The organism is Paenibacillus sp. J22TS3, assembly GCF_018403205.1.
GTDB lineage: Bacteria > Bacillota > Bacilli > Paenibacillales > Paenibacillaceae > Fontibacillus > Fontibacillus tuaregi.
On the sequence record NZ_BOSF01000001.1, the window covers coordinates 1,188,417 to 1,205,559 of the forward strand.

Genomic DNA, 17,143 nt, shown 5'->3' on the forward strand with positions numbered 1-17,143 from the left:
GACACCTCAAATGGTGAGATTCAGATATGAACTGACCTGGACACCGACAGCTCCCTTACTTCATCGGCAGTCACCTCACGCCCCAGTTCATTGGACAAATAGATGCCTTCGCTGATCAGCATCGTATTGAGTGCGATCTCCGCGGTAGGCAGCAGGGGAACCTGATCAAGCAGTGCAGCGATCCAATGGTGCTGTGACGAATCGTAAGCCTCCGGGTACTTGGCCAACCGGTGCTGCCGTATATCATATAAGTCAAGATTCACGGTGCAATCCATATCAATATCTGCAATAGTTGTATGGAAGCTGAAGCGATTCGGCTCGGTATCGGATACCCCACCTGTGAACCGGATTCCGCCTTCGGAGCCAACAATGGAGCTGCCCTCCAATCCTCCCAGGTGAACGGCCCAGGTTTCAATAATATCAAGGGTTACCCCATTCTCGAATTTGACAAACCCTGCCCCGAACTCCTCCACATCAAACGCGCTGAGCTTACGGCGCTCCTCATTCATCGCCACCTCCTGATACAGTTGGCCAGAAATCCGGGAGACCTTGGGATTCCCAAGCAGATAGAGCATTTGGGAAATATGGTACACACCCATATCGAACAGCGCGCCCCCGCCGGCTGTTTCCTTGCGGGTGAAGGTTGCTGTTCCATATCCATCAACAAAGGGGCGGTTCCGCCTGCGGAACCCGGTTGAACGGGCATGAAACAGCTTGCCAAGCTTGCCGTTGTCAATGAGCTGCTTCGCAGCCTTGGTCTCGACGGTATAGAGTTGCCCGAGCTGAATATGGAGCTTTTGGCCGGACCGTTCAGCTGTTTCAACCATCTTCCGTCCATCCGCATAAGAACCCGCGATCGGTTTCTCGCAATATACATGCTTGCCTGCCTCCAGCGCGTATACCGTAACAGGCTCATGAAAATTATTATGCAGGCAGACATCCACCGCATCCAGGTCATCCCGTGCTATCAGTTCACGATAGTCGCTGTACACGTGGGGAATGTTATACTGCTTGGCGACCCGCATCGCCTCATCCGCATTCACATCACAGACTGCAATAATCTGAACCCCGGATACCGCCTGGTACTTCTCAATGTGCATTTTTCCAATTTGTCCTACACCAATGATTCCAATCTTAATAAGTGCGCTCATAGATACATGTCCTCTCTGGCTAGTTTAGTCAAATAACTAATTCTGACCTGTTCTGTTATACGAATCCAGCCTGTCAGCTGCCGATTCTGCTTCCTTCAGGCGTTTGGCCGCCTGACAGAGCAGGTATTCAACCTCCAGATACTGATTCTCTGGAGCGTTATATTCAACGGCCCAATAGCCGTCATACCCTCCCGCCCGAATGGCCTTGATGTGACTCAGGATTTCTTCTTTAGCCGCAGATTTGTTGTCAAAATGAATGTGATAAGCCCAAGGCGCCACAAGCTGGTCTCCTGTCTCTTGATCCCGCGACCACCGATCCATGTGCAGCAGTACACCAAACGCAGGGTCGTTCACCGCCTCGGCGATACGAACCAGTTCACCTGGGACGAGGGAAGCTCCCATATGATTCTCCGGACCAATCCGGAAGCCGTAATCCCTTGCAAATTGACAGTATTCACGGTACCCGTTCACAATCCATTCAAACGCTTCATCCGTATAGCTGTCATCCGCTGCCCGGTAGCTTCCTCCGGTGTCAATCCGGACCGTCTCAGCGCCCAGGATAACAGCGGCTTGCAGATGTTTGAGGGCATTCTGCCGCAGAGCCTCGCGAATCTCTGGGTCCGGGTCCCACAAATGCGCTGTGTCCACAGCCAGATTAACCAGTCTAAGCCCCTTCTCATCCAAAGCCTCACGTACTTTAACTAAATAGCTCTCATCCGCCAAGATGAGCAGCGAGTTCGTTCTCTGCGCAATCTGGGCATTCCACAGATCCACCGCATCAAGATGGTACCTGTATTTTACGGTTTCGAGATAACCGAAGACGTCCATTTTGCCCTCCTGGAACAGATTGTAAAAGGAATAGCCGCCTACAGATAATTTCATAGTGATCCTCCCATTAATTAATTCTTTCGATGGATAAAATAATTAATCAAAAAAAAGCTTGGTATGAATGGGAAAGCTAAGCTAAATCTAATATGCTGCATGTGCAATACGATGTCAAGCGCTTTCATAATATTTTTTTGATGCTCGAAATAATTATTTAATCCTCCCTCTTCCCAGCATATATGCTCTGTTAAACTGTTTTATACACTCAAAAAGAAAAAGCCCCCTGCTCCCATGGATGGCAGCACGAGGCTTCACTAAATCGGGGTTATATACTAACTGGACGGACTCTCCAAAATTATCGTGACCGGCCCCCAGTTGGTCAGCTCGACATCCATGTCGGCACCGAACTGGCCTGTCTCCACATGCAGGCCCGTATCCGCAAGCAGCTCATTAAACCGGTTATACAGAAGAGTGGCTTCCTCCGGGCGTGCGGCAGCCATGAAGTTAGGACGTCTCCCCTTACGGCAGTCGCCGTACAGTGTGAACTGGGATACGGACAGAACCGCTCCTCCTATATCCTGAACACTCAGATTCATTTTGCCGGCTTCGTCTTCAAAAATCCGGAGACCGGCTATCTTATCGGCAAGATAGGCCGCATCCTTCTCCGTGTCCCCATGTGTGATGCCTACCAGCAGCATCAGACCCGGGCCAATCGAGCCGACGGTCTCCCCGGCCACAGTCACCTTGGCCATCTTGCATCTCTGTAATACAACTCTCATTGTTCAAGCTGCCCCTTTATTGCATAATCCGATGAACGGTGTAAACGTCCTTAATCCGCTTGATCTTATCCACGACGGATTGGAGGTGCTCCGTATTGCGGATCAGAATGGTCATATGGATCAGATCCATCTTGTTCTTGTCCGACCGCCCGGACACCGCGGACATATTTGTCTTACTCTCTGAAACAGCCTGCAGCACCTCGTTTAACAGGCCTCTGCGGCTGTGGCCGGTAATTTCAATATCCACGCTGTAATTCGCTTCGATGGATTCCTCCCACTCGACCTCAATGACCCGTGCAGCTTCCTCCCCATCATCCGCTGAAGGTATATTCGGACAGTCCGAGCGATGAACCGATACCCCGCGCCCGCGTGTAATATATCCGACGATGTCATCCCCAGGCACCGGATTGCAGCAGCGGGCAAACCGTACTAACAGGTTGTCGATCCCCTTGACGGTAACTCCATTGGTCGGCCGCTTCTTCTCTGCCGATGGAGCCTTCACTTCCTTCACCTCGGAAGTCAGCTGAATGATCCCCGCCTCTTCTTGCTCCTTGCGCAGCTTCTCGGTGACCTTCGTGCATACCTGGGCTGCGGTAAGACCTCCAAATCCAACTGCGGAGAGCATGTCCTCGATATCGTTAAAAGCAAACTTCTTAGCCGCTTCCATCAGTTTGTCATCCGACATGAACTGGGACGGCTCCAGACCGGCACGCTTAAGCTCACGCTCAATCGCTTCACGGCCCTTCTCCACGTTCTCTTCCCGCTTCTCTTTCTTAAACCACTGTTTGATCTTGCTTCGCGCATGGGAAGATTGGGCGATCTTCAGCCAGTCCTGGCTTGGTCCGTACGAATGCTTGGATGTCAGAATCTCAACAATATCCCCAGTCTTCAGCTTATGATCAAGCGGGACAATCCTGCTGTTCACCTTGGCCCCGATCGTCCGGTTACCTACTTCGGTATGGATGCGGTATGCGAAATCCAGCGGGACCGATCCGGCCGGAAGCTCAATCACCTCACCCTGCGGGGTGAACACAAACACCAGGTCCGAGAAGAAATCCATCTTCAACGACTCTACGAATTCCGAAGCATCCTTGGCTTCATGCTGCAGCTCCAGAATCTCCCGGAAGAAAGGCATCTTGTTCTGAGGTCCTGCTCCCTCCGTACCTTCCTTGTAAGCCCAGTGAGCCGCAATCCCGTACTCTGCAGTGCGGTGCATCTCATAGGTCCGGATCTGGACCTCTGTTGGCTCGCCTGTAGGACCAACCACTGTCGTATGAAGCGACTGGTACATGTTGGCCTTAGGCATGGCAATGTAATCTTTAAATCTGCCTGGCATCGGCTTCCACAACGTATGAATAATTCCAAGAGTCGCGTAACAATCTTTAATATTATCAACAATGATTCGAATCGCCAGCAGATCATAAATTTCGTTAAACTGCTTGTTCTTCGTAGACATTTTCTTATACACGCTATATAAGTGTTTCGGCCGCCCGGACAGATCCGCGGAAATCCCCATCTCCTCAAGCTTCTCACGGATTCTGGAAATAACATTCTCAATATATTCCTCGCGTTCCGCACGCTTCTTATGCATCAGATTGGCAATCCGGTAGTACTGCTGCGGGTTTAGATATCTGAGTGCAATATCCTCCATCTCCCACTTGATCGCCGAGATACCCAGCCTATGGGCAATTGGGCAAAAGATCTCCAGCGTCTCATACGCAATTCTGCGCTGGCTCTCCTCGGATTGATATTTAAGGGTCCGCATATTGTGCAGCCGGTCCGCAAGCTTAATAACGATGACCCGGATATCCTGTGCCATCGCAATGAACATTTTACGATAATTCTCGTTCTGCTGCTCTTCCTTGGATTGAAATCTGATCCGCTCAAGCTTCGTCAATCCGTCAACCAGCATAGCACAATCATTGCCGAACTTCTCCCTGATTTCCTTCAAGGATACCGTGGTATCCTCAACCACATCATGGAGCAGGGCGGCAATAATAGACAGGGAGTCCATCTGCATGCCCACAACAATTTCTGCAACCGCAAGCGGATGCAGGATATAAGGTTCACCGGATTTACGCACTTGTCCGTGATGGGCTTGTTCAGCGAAATCATAGGCTTCCCTGATACAAATGATATCCTGTTCTTTGATATAGGCAGATGCCTTTTCAAGTAATCGCTCAATGCCCATTGAATCTATTTCGTGTCCTTTCTTGGTAACAAGGCCTACTCACCTGAGGGTGAAGTACCCCTATTTTTATTTTCTATAATTATGACGCTTGGGGAGAAGCACGTCAACTCTTGGCGCGTTTGGTTTACAGGGAATTTGCTTGAATAAAGGGATTTTTTTGAACTTTCCTGTTGTCAAATGCCGTCGATGTCTTTAATCTAGGTAAGATGCACAGAATAAGCTATAAAAAAGGAGTGGCTTTAATTTTGCAACGTGAAATCCAGGTCAACGAAAAAGTTCCCTTTGGACCGGGGATCCTGCTCAGTCTTCAGCATCTGTTCGCCATGTTCGGAAGCACTGTTCTTGTTCCGAATTTGTTCGGCGTAGACCCCGGCATGATTCTGCTGATGAATGGAATCGGCACCCTGCTCTATATTGTAATTTGCAAAGCAAAGATTCCCGCCTATCTCGGCTCCAGCTTTGCATTCATTTCGCCGGTGCTTGTGGTTCTGACTACCCATCCGGGCAACGGATATAACCTGGCCCTGGGCGCTTTTGTTATTACAGGAATTATCTTTGTGTTGGTAGCCCTGCTGGTCAAGTACGCAGGTACCGGCTGGATCAATGTTGTTTTCCCGCCCGCTGCAATGGGAGCGATTGTTGCCATTATCGGTCTTGAGCTTGTACCGGTGGCCGCAGGTATGGCCGGTATTATCAACGACAATCCCGCCAAGCCGTGGACTCCTGATCCCACCTCCATTCTTCTGGCCTTGGTCACCCTTGGAGTAACTATTATTGGTGCTGTGATGTTCAGAGGTTTTCCGAAGATCATACACATTCTGATCGGAATCGTATCCGGTTATGTGCTTGCTTACGCATTAGGAGAGGTGAATACAACAGCTATTGCTCATGCGAAATGGTTCTCCCTCCCTCACTATGCAACTCCGCAGTGGGATATCTCGGCGATCATCACCATCATCCCCGTTGCGCTCGTTGTCATCGTAGAACATATCGGGCACCTGCTCGTAACCAGCAACATCGTTGGCAAGGACCTGTCCAAAGATCCCGGCCTGCACCGTTCCCTGCTGGGCAACGGAATATCCACCATTCTGTCCGGCTTCGTTGGCTCCACGCCAAACACCACCTATGGGGAGAATATCGGGGTTATGGCACTTACCCGTGTATACTCCATCTACGTCATCGGCGGAGCCTCCATCTTCGCGATACTGCTGTCCTTCTCAGGCAAATTCTCCGCCATTGTGGCCAACATTCCGGTCCCTGTCATGGGAGGGGTATCTCTGCTTCTGTTCGGGGTAATAGCGGCATCAGGACTCCGTATATTCGTTGAGCAGAAGGTTGATTTCTCGAAAGCCACCAACATGATTCTTGCAACGGTCATTCTTGTCATTGGAATCAGTGGAACCAAGCTCACCCTCGGTACAGTTGAACTGAAGGGAATGGCGCTCGCTACGGTTGTTGGCATCCTCTTTGCCCTGTTCTTCAAGCTGATTGAAGTTCTCGGACTGTCCAACGATAAGGAAGAGTCAGCACATTAATTTAAAATAGAATCGACAAAAAGCCAGGTAGCTCAGGGCAGATTAACTGCCGCCACCTGGCTTTTGTTATGTTCTCCAAATATTTCCCGGGAAAGTCACTTAAAAGGGGCTATATAAAATGAACATTAAAAATTAACACAGACCTCAGCTTCGATCCCGAGTGATTCTGAAGAAGCGGAGCGTCCGCCTTTGTCCATAATGCCTCTACTTGGATATCTAGTTCAAGCATTTCGGAGACAACAGCGGCCTTAAAGAACACTCGGCATCGCAGCGCTCCTAAAGGGCAACCTTCATAAGTTCATTTTATATAGTCAGCCCCTTAATAAGTCACCAATGATACGATGTCCACGCCTGGAAGCTTCGCCCGTCCGTTCAAATCCGCAAGCTCAATCAGGAACGCAGCCCCTGCGATGTTACCCCCGAGCTGTTTGACCAGCTGCACAGAGGTGGAGATGGTACCTCCCGTAGCCAGCAGGTCATCTGCAATCAGTACGTTCTGACCTGGCTTGATGGCATCACTGTGCATAGCAAGACGGTCCTTGCCGTACTCCAAGTCGTACTCGATTTCAATCGTGTCCGATGGCAGCTTGCCGCTCTTGCGGATCGGTACAAAGCCAACGCCAAGCGCATACGCAAGCGGAGCGCCTACCACAAATCCGCGTGCCTCCGGCCCGGCAATCAGATCAATTTTCATATGGGAGACCATCTTCTTCAATTCATCAATTGTTTGACGGTATTTCTCGCCATCATTCAACAGAGTGGTAATATCCTTGAAACTGATACCAGGCTGCGGGAAATCGGGGATTACGCGGATGTAGTCTTTGAAATTCATTATAAAATCGCTCCTTCAATGTCTATACAATCTAATAGTTATATTGCTCTTCTAAGAAACAGCGGCAGTTCTGGATCTCATCCATTCTGCAACCTGAGCGGCTTTCCCGCGAAGCATCACCTGCTCCATTTCAGCCAATGCTTCAAGCTGCAGGTAACGGGCAGAGGTCTCGAGCGGCTGTTTCGAAGGGGATGGGTTCAGCCTTAACCGGCCGTTATCCCTGATGATGAACTCCAGCTCCTCAAATACCTCCAGAGTCAACCGCATCATCCTTTTGGTAAACCCAGTCTGGCGGACCAGCTGATTCAGCATCTGTTCCTCCGTTAGCCCCTTGGCTGAATAATGGCGAATCCAAGCATAGACCGTTTTAAAATTATCCCGGGATGGAATCTCCACCCGCTCATATCTGTCCTGCTGTCCATGAACCAGTATAATACGTTCCAGATTCGGAATGGAAGTCAAAACAGAATCCAGCTGAGCCGAATACTCCGGCAATTCAAGAATAAATAAGCTGGTGATTTGAGACAGGTCATCTACAGCTAAACCCGGTCTCATTCCAGATTCATGCAACCCGGCTTCTTCATCATATACCCAAAGGAGGGAATCTACCAAATCCGGGCGGTAGCGCTCAGCCGAAGATTGTCGGCATACCACTGCCGTGCGGGCTGTTTGTCCTGATGGAAGCTGCCGCAGCTTCGTTGCAAAGTCGTCCATTATTTTAAATGGGGACGGGCATGACCTGAAGTCAAATACCTGCAAATGAGATACGGAGAGATCCTGGATCATTAGCTGGGGCTTCACAGAGCCATTCCATTCATTAATGGATGCCTCAACAACAAGATCTACCCTAGCCCCTTCGGTGATAAAGGTTCCCAGAACCCCTTTTCCAAAAGCCACTGCTTCAACAACCGCCCCATTCTGACGCAGAGTTAGCTTAAGATGATTGCCTTCCCGGCCCATCGTTCGGGTCTCCATCAATTCCGCACCGCGGATCAACAGGCGGGGACAGCTGTTCTCCATGCCGAATGGAGCGAGCCGCTCCAGTTCTTGAATCAACGGAATGGTGATCTCATTTAGTGAACATTCCAAATCGGCTGAGAGCACGGGCACGAAATGCTCCGGCTCCAGAACCTGGGCAGCATATTTGTTCAGCCTCTCTTCAAAAGCGGCAAGATTATCCCTATGAAGCGACATGCCCGCAGCTGCAGTATGCCCCCCATAATGGTGCATAAGGTCTGCACACTCAGTTAAAGCCTCATACATATCAAAGCCTGGTATTGACCTGGCCGACCCTTTGCACTCACCTGTCTCCGGATTGACGGCTAGGATGATCGTGGGGCGGTAGTACCGCTCAAGAATTTTCGAAGCCACAATGCCCACGACCCCTACGTTCCAGCCTTCCCCAGCGATCACTATAACACTTGGAATTTGCTTTCCCTCCGATGAGGCGGCCTCCAGCTGGCTCACTGCCTGCTGAACGATATCTTCAACCATCTGCTGCCGCTCCCTGTTAAGCAGGTCCAGCTCAGAGGCAATCTCGTCCGCTTCATCCAGATCTTCCGTTGTAAGCAGGCTTACAGCCCTGCTGGCATGGCTGAGACGCCCGCTGGCGTTGATTCTCGGAGCCATGCTGAAACCGATTGTTGTTGAATTTACGCCTTTATCCGAACCACCCGCAATCCGCAGCAGAGCTGCCGCACCAATAAGCGCTTCTTTGTCCATCGATTTGAGTCCCCTGCTAACGAGCACCCGGTTCTCATCCATGAGAGGCATAAGATCAGCTATCGTTCCCAAAGCCACCAACTGAAGCCATTCCTCCGGTACTTCGCCAATCAAAGCACTGGCAAGCTTATAGGCTACTCCCACACCGGCGAGTCCTTTAAATGGATACGGGCAGTGGGAGAGCTTTGGGTTAATAAGTGCATAAGCCTGTGGAAGCTCGGATGGGGGTTCATGGTGATCAGTTACAATTACATCCATTCCCAGCTCGTTCGCATAGGCGATTTGACTAACCGCGCTAATCCCTGTATCCACAGTGATAATCAGCGAAGTCCCTTTCTCCCGGGCAAGGTCCAACGCATGATTATGCAGACCATAACCCTCTTTGGAGCGGTGTGGAATATAATAGTCGAAATCAGCGCCTAGATGGCGCATCAAACGGATCATTAAGGATGTCGAGGATACACCGTCCGCATCATAATCCCCATAAATTAGTATGCGTTCACCCGCGGCTATAGCATGCAAAATACGCGGAACTGCTTCCTGCATCCCGCTTAACAGAAACGGATCATGGAGCTCACCTGAGCCGCCACGCATGAACTTCTCCGCGAATTCGGCATCCGCCATTCCCCGGTTGATTAGTAAAGAGGCAAGGATGACGGAAATATTCATCTGCCCCGCAAGCTCCTCCGCCTTCTGGCGGTCTGGCTGCTGACATTTCCAATTGTATTTGGACTTTATCATTCCATTGCTCCCCCTTCTTAACTGCATGGAATGAACTTGTTTGACTTCTTTCGTTACATAACAGCAATGCTCCCGCCTGAAGCAGCAGCAATTCGCTCATTCCCCGCAGCCATCAATATAAGTGCTTTTCGAATATTCTATTGAAGCAGGGTCGTTGTGTCGCTGCTTGAGCTTTCGTGATTGGATTTGTATGGATACACCGGATCATAAGGGATAACCTCAATATGGACATCGCTGACATGAGAGAATCTGTGCATCAGCAGAACCTTGGCCCTGTTCGCAATATCCCTGGCCTCCAGTACCGTACTTCTTGGATTCACACAGATAGTAGCCTCGACAGCCACATAGTGCCCCTGCTCGTGAGCCCGGAGCTCCTCAACCATAATTACTCCGTGGACACGCTGTACCGTCTCAATAAAGCTCGCCGCATCCTCTTCACGAAGCTCCTGTACCAAGGTTCCATAAATGCTGCCCGTTACCATCCGGTAACCCCTCCATAAGACGAGGCAAGCGATCAGCAGAGCCGCAGCAGGGTCGAGATAGAGCAAAGCTTCAATATTAAGCGCTCCTCCCGCCATTGAGCCAAAAACACCAAGCAGAACTGCGATGGATGAATACAGGGAGAAGCGCCGGCTTTCCAGATATGCAGGTCTCTTGTCCTCTCCTGTTTTCCTGTATTGGCGGTATTGGTATTGGAACACAGCTTCTTTCAGTGCAACGGCAATGACAACGGTGACCCCCGCCAAATAGGTCGGGGCCGTCACCTCCCCAAGAGACATTTCTTTGATCGAGGAAATTGCCATCTGCAAAGCTCCCATTAACAGAAAAACTGTAAACATGATCGTAACGAGCGGCTCGCCTTCCCTTTGGGGCTGTGCGCCGCGTCCCACCGAACTACGCCGTCCCTGGATGCCCTGAAGCTGAATTTTCTCAGCCAGGCCGCCTGCGGCTTCCGATGCGGAATAGAGCGCGTCCCCAAGAAGCGATTTACTGTCGCAGAGCAGGCCGGCTGTTCCTTTAAAGACAGCCAAGATAAAGTTATTAATAATACCGGTCCACGCAGCAGCTTCGGAATGAGCGGCAGGTCTGCTAGTCATTGAATCTCCTCCTCAATCACTGACAAGACCGAGAGCGAACAGAAAGCCGCGTCACCTTCAGACGCGGCTCCCCCTTTAGCTCTGGCGGATCTCTAAATTAGGTCGTTGTTTTGGACGGTTTGGTTTTCACATTCTTTTGCAAGCCTTTAAGCCCATACCAGAGCGGACTCGCGATAAAGATGGAAGAATACGCACCACACAAAAGCCCGATGACCATAGCGAGTGAGAACATGCGGATGGACTCACTTCCGAAAATCAGCAAACATACTGAAGCGATAAACACGGTGAAGACCGTATTGATCGAACGGGTCATCGTTTGAGAGATACTCTTATTCACGACATCATGCAGATCGGCATGTGACTTGATTTTGGCGAAACGCATATTTTCACGTACCCGGTCAAAGATAACGACCGTATCATTAATCGAGTAACCGACAATCGTCAGCACTGCGATAATGAAGGTCAGGTTCACTTCCAAGCGCAGGATGGAGAAAATCGTTATAACTAGGAAAGCATCGTGCAGCAGTGCAATGATCGCAGCTACCGCAAAACGCCATTCGAACCGGATGGTTACATAAACAATGATACCAAGGCTTGCCAGCAGGACCGCATAGATGGCATTTTGCTGAAGCTCACGGGCCATTTCCGGATCAACCGTATTTACTTCTGCAGAGGCGCTCTTGTCGACATTCTTCGCAAGAATGTCTTTCAGCGTAGCCTCCTGGGCTGGCGACAGCACTTCAGGGAAACGGATGTTGACCCGTCCTGTACCCGGAGTAATTAGGACATCCTTCTGATACAGTTTGGCATCCACCAGCACTTTCTCAATTTCCTGCTTGGATACGTTCTTGGTAACCTTCACATCGACATTGGAACCGGCACTGAAATCCACGCCATAATTCAACTTGAAGACAGCCAAGCTGATAATCCCTGCAATGGTCAGGGCAATAGAAAATATATAAAAATACTTACTAGCTTTGACGAAGTCATAATCCCACTTAAAGCGCACGGATTTCACTCTCCTTTACACCAAGCATTTTCGGGCTCTTGATAATGTTCCCCTTAACCAGAAGATGCAGGAGATAACGGGAGAAGAAAATGTTAGTAATGATACTGACAATAAGGTCAAGCATCAGGACGAAGGCAAAGCCTTTAACTGCGCCTGTACCGAGACCGAACATGACCGCAGCAGCGATAAAGGTGGTTACGTGAGCATCCATAACGGTACGGAAGGACACTTTACTACCTGCTTTAACTGCAGACAGAATGCTCTTGCCGCTCCGGATTTCTTCCTTAATCCGCTCATCAGTAATGATGTTGGCATCGACCGCCATCCCGATACCTAGAATGAACGCCGCAATACCCGGCAGGGTCAGTGTCACACCGGCAAAGTAGAAGAATGCAATCAACAGCCAGGTGTAAACAATCAGCGTAAAGCTCGCAATCAGTCCTGGAATCCGGTATACAAGAATCATAAAGAGCAAAATAATCAGTGAACCGATAATCCCTGCTCTGAGGGTCTGTTCAAGAGACAGCTGGCCCAAAGTCGCTCCGACGCTTTGTGAGTATTTCTCAGTCAGCTTCAGCGGCAGTGCGCCCAGGTTGATCTTGTCGCTCAGATCTTTAGCCTGCTCCTTCGTGTACCCACCGCTAATGGAGGCCGTTCCATCAGAGAGTACTGCTCGCACTACTGGTGCATACAGCTTGGTATCATCCATGAAAATCGCCAGCTCTTTGTTCAGAAGACGCTTGGTGATATCCGCCAATTTCGACTTATCTTTCACTTTAATGCTAACTTCATAGAATTGGTTCAATTGGTCAGGATGGTAGGAGGCTCCGCCCTCGGCGAACTCATTTCCGTACAGTTCAATTTTATTGTATTGATCCGCATTTTTCTCTGTTCCGTCTTTACTGCGGAACGTTAGAGTGGCCGGTTCTTTCATTTTCTGACGTACCACATTCTCGTCTGTTACACCCGGCATCTTAAGGCGTATGCGGTTTGTACCTTCCGTCGTTACATCAGGCTCGCTGGTTCCCAGCACATTGGCCCGTTTCTCAATACTTTTTGCTGTTTGCTGAAGAGCATCCTTCGTGATCTTGCCACCTGCTTCGATAGGCTGGGCTTCATACAGAATCTCAAAGCCCCCCTTTAAATCCAGGCCAAGATTAATGTCTTTCAGCAGGCTGGGGGTTGTCCCTACCATAACCGCAGTGGTTACGACCACCACGACCAGGAATGTGATGATTCTTTTCATCCCGTTCTTTGTTCCCCTTTCATTCTCAATATTCCTATTATATCTACGTGCGAAATGACCGTCAATTTATCAAATATTCCCGACAAAAAAAATCCCATTAATCAAAACGGGATCCACGATAAGCGGAAAGCGTTAAATAATTCATAAATTGGGTCGCTTTCAAAGACATAATATCATTCACCAGCTGATAAAGAGGCGGGATACCTGCTTTCTCATACTTGGAACTGACGCAGTCCCAGATGTCGGAATGGGTAACGTGCTCGTAACCGATTAATTGGAATTCCTCCGCTTTGCTGCGGCACAGCTGTTCGATCGACTCAAGGAGCTGGGCCTCGGTGATTGCTTCCTCGTCCATGGGAGTCCTCCTTCTTTTCCAAGCATCTGAATTTCCTCTTTAATTACTTCCCTCTCATCTTACTAAATTCCTGCCCATCAAGTCCAGGCATTTCAAGGCAAAACTTGTCAGAGCTCCCCCGCGGTCATCGGGGTTTCGCCTCATGCTCTCCTAAGGTGGACAATCAAAACAAATGGCATGAACACGGACAGGTCCTGCATATGGTTAAAACAGGCATGTCTATGTTCATGCCTTCGATAATGACACATGGGGGAAGAGGGAGAAATGTGAACAAGCAATCTTTTATCCAGGGAACGATGATCCTGCTCGCCGCAAGTCTAATTAACCGGATTCTGGGCTTCATCCCCCGCATTATGCTTCCCCGCATTATTGGCGCCGAGGGAGTGGGTCTATACCAGCTTGGATATCCGTTCTTCCTGGTCATCGTTACGATTATATCAGGCGGCATTCCGCTTGCTGTCAGCAAGCTGGTCGCCGAGGCTGAATCCTCAGGGCAACCTCATCGCTCCAAGGTTATACTCCGCACCAGTCTCGCCTTGTCCATGGGCGCGGGATTTTTGTTTACCTTCCTATGCCTGTTCGGGGCGACTTGGATCACCCGGAATCTGCTCCCTGACAGCCGGGTCTATCATACCTTTATCAGCATGAGTCCTATGATTGTCATTGTGGCCGTATCTTCTGTCTACCGGGGTTACTTCCAAGGGAAGCAGGATATGATTCCGTCAGCCACCTCATCGATTATGGAGACCCTAACCCGCATCTTGTGTGTGCTCTGGTTCTCCTATCTTATGCTTCCTATGGGGATCGAATACGGTGCAGCTGGTGCCATGCTCGGGGTGGTTGCAGGTGAGATCGTCGGTATGTTAGTGCTGCTGCTTCAGCTGAGGAGGCTTAAGCATTCTCCGGAAAACCATCTCTCTCCGTCATCCGGCAATCCAGACGCTGACTTACCCAATCAGCCCTCCCCTAAAAGCCTGCTTAAGCGGATTCTGGGTATTTCTCTTCCCGTTACTGGCGGCAGATTGGTAGGGTCCTTATCCTATCTGCTGGAGTCCATTACTACGGCTCAGAGTCTTGCGTTAGCAGGGATCGCCACGGCAGTAGCCACAGCCCAGTATGGTGCCCTGCAAGGAATGATCATCCCCGTACTGCTGCTGCCTGGCGCTCTGACGTCCTCTCTGGCTGTCTCCTTGGTTCCTTCGCTGGCCGAGGCCCAAGCCCGGGGAGATATGCGTACCATTCACAAGAGACTGCACCAATCCATAAAGCTGGCCCTGGTATCGGGGGCACCTTTTGCCGTGATTATGTATGTCATGGCCGAACCGTTATGTAATCTGCTCTATAAAAATACCGAAATCGCCGGCATGCTTAAGCTAATGGCTCCATTCGCGATTTTAATTTATCTGCAGGGGCCGCTTCAAGCAACTCTGCAGGCCTTGGATCAGCCAGGAAAAGCGCTCACCAATACTCTAATCGGAGCTGTCGTTAAAATCGGCTTGATCCTATACCTTGCCTCAAACCCGGCACTTGGCATTTATGGTGCGGTTATTGCCATCATTGCCAACATTGTGATCGTTACCCTTCTGCATGCTATCACCGTAGCCGTCGCGCTGAAGTATAAATTCCCTTGGCTGGATTTCTTGAAAATCATGGCAGGAATGACCATTATGGCCGGGGCGGTTACCCTGCTCTACAACAAAGTAACCTCAAACTCCCCGACCTGGCTTCAATTCGCAGCTTCCTGTGCTGCCGGAGGAATTTTGTATATTATTCTGATTACCGCGCTTAAGCTTGTTGACCGTAGTGATATGCAGCGGGTCCCTTTTATCGGAAGGTGGTTTTAACTAAAAGGGGGGCTAGAGTCATTTCTCTGTATGAATGTACAATTTTCCTTTATGATCCACCGTACAGACTAGAACTTCCTTGAATCGGGTTACCCCTTTAGTCTGGATCTGATTCTTTAACCAGAAACGGTTCTGCCTGATCCTCTCCAAATTCTGGTCTTGTACCTGTCCTTTTACAATGAGGGGCAAGGGCAAAGGTGCATAGCTGATTGGTGCAGACACGCCATCTCCTCCTTATGACCGAATCAAAGTACATGTATTCTTCACCGCTAAGGAGTAGCCCATGCAGCCGGCCTCCTTTTAAATTGCGGATGTATTTACAAAATAATCATGTATCCCAAGATGACTTGTACTAACAGCACAAGCTTGACCATAAAATGGAGTATCTTATAAATGAGGAGGACAAATATGGAACAAAAACGCGGCCTGCTTCCATTTCATATCACCCACCCCCTTGTCTCAGGACTTTGGTACGGGTTCCTATGGATGATGATTGGTGCTTTGATCTTATCCCTGTTTCTTCAGGCAAGCGGTTTGTCGGAGGAGAATCTGTCCGTATACACCTATTTAGTACACTCCGTGTCTCTCTTTATAGGAGGACTTGTCGCAGGCAAAAGATCAGGCCGGAAAGGCTGGTATCAAGGCGGACTTGTAGGCGTGCTGTACGGTATTATCGTGCTGCTTATCAGCTTTCTCGCCCTCGACTCTCACCTCCTTATCCAGGATATGGCTTTAGTGATTCCAGCCTTCATGTTTGGTGCCATCGGCGGAGCTCTGGGAGTAAATTTACACAAGTCTTGATCAATAACGCGAAACGGTTGGATATTTAAGGAATATTTCTGATTATGCTGAAATGTGTTAAACTGGTGTAATCTGAGATAAATTAAGGGGGAAAAACCGGTTTTGCTCTATCATTCCATGACAACCGTTTCGTTGTTCACAGCAGGTGTAACCATTTTATTCATCTGGTTTGCCTCAAGGAAGAATCCCTTTGTGGCAGCCTATTCCTTTATCCGGGAGCTTTTTATTTCCAGAAAGTTTCTCATTTTGTTTGCTATGATGGTTGGAATACTCCTGGTCAACAGCGTGGAGCTGAAATGGGAAAATGCCTTAAACCTTAAGGCGGATTATACGCATTGGTTCCTCGCCATCGAAGGAGATTTTGTGAAGAATTTCCAACAATTTTTCCACGCGCATTGGGTGACGGAGGTAACAGCCTTTTTCTATGTCATAGTGTTTCAGGCACTTATGATTGCTTCGCTTGGCATCTATGCCAGCGGGAAGAATATGGTATACGTCCATGCTGTATGTTATACGGTCATTCTGAACTACCTGGTGGCGATCCCGTTTTATTTATTCTTTCCTATTAACGAAGTTTGGTCATATGCACCGTCAGGCGTTAGCTTCTACATGTACGAGGTGTTTCCTAATTTTGATGCCGCCTACCGTCCGTTATCAGGCATCAATAACTGTTTCCCAAGTCTCCATACCTCGATTTCGGTATCGATGGCCATTCTCGCTTTCCGCTCGGGCAACCGCCGCTGGGCAGCTGCAGCAGGAATCAGTGCTTTTATTATCGTATTTGCCATCTTCTACATGGGGATTCATTGGCTGATCGATATGCTTGGCGGACTTGTGCTCGCTACCGTGGCAACGACTCTTGCCGTAAGGTGGGCGCAGCGCTCCGCTTATCGGAACGAATTGCCGCTTAAGGTGGAATCCACCATTTAATCCTTACAATTTATAAGAAACTATAAGAAAACCTCAGCTCTGTTTATGGAACAAACTCCATAAACCTGCTGAGGTTTTCTTTATT

The 17,143-nt window shown here is 49.4% G+C and carries 15 protein-coding genes; 4 read left to right on the forward strand and 11 right to left on the reverse strand.

The genetic code is table 11. The annotated features are described in order from the left end of the window. Positions 1-20: 20 nt before the first annotated feature. The 4 genes from KJS63_RS05295 to KJS63_RS05310 all read right to left on the reverse strand — a co-directional run bounded on the left by KJS63_RS05295 (position 21) and on the right by KJS63_RS05310 (position 4,946). Positions 21-1,151, reverse strand: coding sequence for a Gfo/Idh/MocA family protein (locus KJS63_RS05295; RefSeq protein ID WP_213618215.1), 1,131 nt, complete (start codon positions 1,149-1,151; stop codon positions 21-23). Between the two features lie 36 nt (positions 1,152-1,187). Beyond that, a complete protein-coding gene (locus KJS63_RS05300) occupies positions 1,188-2,033 on the reverse strand; it encodes a sugar phosphate isomerase/epimerase family protein (protein ID WP_213618216.1) in 846 nt (281 codons plus the stop codon). 275 nt (positions 2,034-2,308) lie between these two features. After that, positions 2,309-2,755, reverse strand: a complete 447-nt coding sequence (gene dtd, locus KJS63_RS05305; RefSeq protein WP_213618217.1) for a D-aminoacyl-tRNA deacylase — start codon at positions 2,753-2,755, stop codon at positions 2,309-2,311. Between the two features lie 16 nt (positions 2,756-2,771). After that, on the reverse strand, positions 2,772-4,946 hold the full coding sequence (locus KJS63_RS05310) for a RelA/SpoT family protein (protein ID WP_213618218.1): 2,175 nt from the start codon (positions 4,944-4,946) through the stop codon (positions 2,772-2,774). Between the two features lie 245 nt (positions 4,947-5,191). Here KJS63_RS05310 and uraA point away from each other — a divergent pair, with 245 nt between their 5' ends. Further along, positions 5,192-6,481, forward strand: coding sequence for a uracil permease (gene uraA, locus KJS63_RS05315; RefSeq protein WP_213618219.1), 1,290 nt, complete (start codon positions 5,192-5,194; stop codon positions 6,479-6,481). Positions 6,482-6,800: 319 nt separating this feature from the next. Here uraA and KJS63_RS05320 read toward each other — a convergent pair whose 3' ends face one another. From KJS63_RS05320 to KJS63_RS05345, 6 genes are all read right to left on the reverse strand, one after another. Beyond that, entirely contained in the window at positions 6,801-7,313 is a 513-nt protein-coding gene (locus KJS63_RS05320; protein WP_213618220.1) for an adenine phosphoribosyltransferase, read from the reverse strand. 51 nt (positions 7,314-7,364) lie between these two features. After that, the gene (gene recJ / locus KJS63_RS05325) at positions 7,365-9,776 is read right to left on the reverse strand and encodes a single-stranded-DNA-specific exonuclease RecJ (protein ID WP_213618221.1); all 2,412 of its coding nucleotides are present in this window, start codon (positions 9,774-9,776) and stop codon (positions 7,365-7,367) included. A 137-nt stretch (positions 9,777-9,913) separates the two neighbouring features. Then, positions 9,914-10,873 carry a cation diffusion facilitator family transporter gene (locus KJS63_RS05330; protein ID WP_213618222.1) on the reverse strand — a complete coding sequence of 320 codons (960 nt, stop codon included), beginning with the start codon at positions 10,871-10,873 and terminating at the stop codon, positions 9,914-9,916. Positions 10,874-10,970: 97 nt separating this feature from the next. Continuing rightward, positions 10,971-11,882 (reverse strand): protein translocase subunit SecF, encoded by a 912-nt coding sequence (gene secF / locus KJS63_RS05335; RefSeq protein WP_213618223.1) that lies wholly within the window; start codon positions 11,880-11,882, stop codon positions 10,971-10,973. Next, complete coding sequence (gene secD / locus KJS63_RS05340; RefSeq protein WP_213618224.1) at positions 11,872-13,128, reverse strand: protein translocase subunit SecD; 1,257 nt, start codon at positions 13,126-13,128, stop codon at positions 11,872-11,874. Before secD ends, secF begins: the two co-directional genes overlap by 11 nt. Before the next feature lie 97 nt (positions 13,129-13,225). Next, positions 13,226-13,483 (reverse strand): post-transcriptional regulator, encoded by a 258-nt coding sequence (locus KJS63_RS05345; RefSeq protein ID WP_068615837.1) that lies wholly within the window; start codon positions 13,481-13,483, stop codon positions 13,226-13,228. A 266-nt stretch (positions 13,484-13,749) separates the two neighbouring features. Here KJS63_RS05345 and spoVB point away from each other — a divergent pair, with 266 nt between their 5' ends. After that, a complete protein-coding gene (spoVB, locus tag KJS63_RS05350) occupies positions 13,750-15,327 on the forward strand; it encodes a stage V sporulation protein B (protein WP_213618225.1) in 1,578 nt (525 codons plus the stop codon). A gap of 18 nt (positions 15,328-15,345) precedes the next feature. Here the strand turns inward: spoVB and KJS63_RS05355 are convergent, their stop codons facing one another. Continuing rightward, a complete protein-coding gene (locus tag KJS63_RS05355) occupies positions 15,346-15,549 on the reverse strand; it encodes a YetF domain-containing protein (protein WP_068615833.1) in 204 nt (67 codons plus the stop codon). Between the two features lie 186 nt (positions 15,550-15,735). Here KJS63_RS05355 and KJS63_RS05360 point away from each other — a divergent pair, with 186 nt between their 5' ends. Beyond that, entirely contained in the window at positions 15,736-16,128 is a 393-nt protein-coding gene (locus tag KJS63_RS05360; RefSeq protein ID WP_213618226.1) for a TIGR04086 family membrane protein, read from the forward strand. Between the two features lie 102 nt (positions 16,129-16,230). After that, positions 16,231-17,058, forward strand: coding sequence for a phosphatase PAP2 family protein (locus KJS63_RS05365; protein WP_213618227.1), 828 nt, complete (start codon positions 16,231-16,233; stop codon positions 17,056-17,058). The last annotated feature ends 85 nt before the right edge of the window (positions 17,059-17,143 follow it).